The sequence below is a fragment of the Pseudomonas sp. A125 genome, from assembly GCF_055409485.1.
On sequence record NZ_JBUZVP010000101.1, the window covers coordinates 1 to 500 of the forward strand.

General features: G+C 60.6%; 1 pseudogene. It reads right to left on the minus strand.

Annotated elements, in window-relative coordinates:
- A pseudogene (locus ACZRN6_RS36590) lies at nucleotides 1–500 on the minus strand (hypothetical protein); the annotation flags it as partial.

The following is a 500-nucleotide window of genomic DNA, read 5'->3' on the forward strand; positions in this document are numbered from 1 at the left end:
ACCTTCACCTGCTGGGCGAACTTCGCCGTGGCATCCCAGCCTTGCAGGGCGTCAGTCAGCGCGCCCTCTCCGTTATCCTCCCGCCAGCTCGCCTGAAGCGATTGCAGTGCAGATGCCTGGGCAGTGACCTTGCCGTCTACAGTATCGATGGACGCCTTGTTCTGCTGGATCTGCAGCGCCATGGCCTTGGTTGTCTCGGCAATGGTGCCGATATCGAACCAGTACGCGGCATTTGGTGGTGTAGTTTTTTTCGGTACCGGTGCGGTGGCTTGGTACAGGTGCTGGCCCTGTCGCACCACGTCGCCGGCAGCGTAGGTTTTGGTCGGATCGTAGACCAGGGCGTCCGTGATCTGGTCGATCAGGTCTTCCAATTCCTGCTTGGCCTGCTCCAGGCGGTCATTTACCGACCCCGGGCCGTCGCCGGAAATCAGTTCGATCTCCTTGACCAGCTCCTGAGCCAGTTGGGTTTTGCCGATCTGCCCGGCGATCAGGTCGAGGAT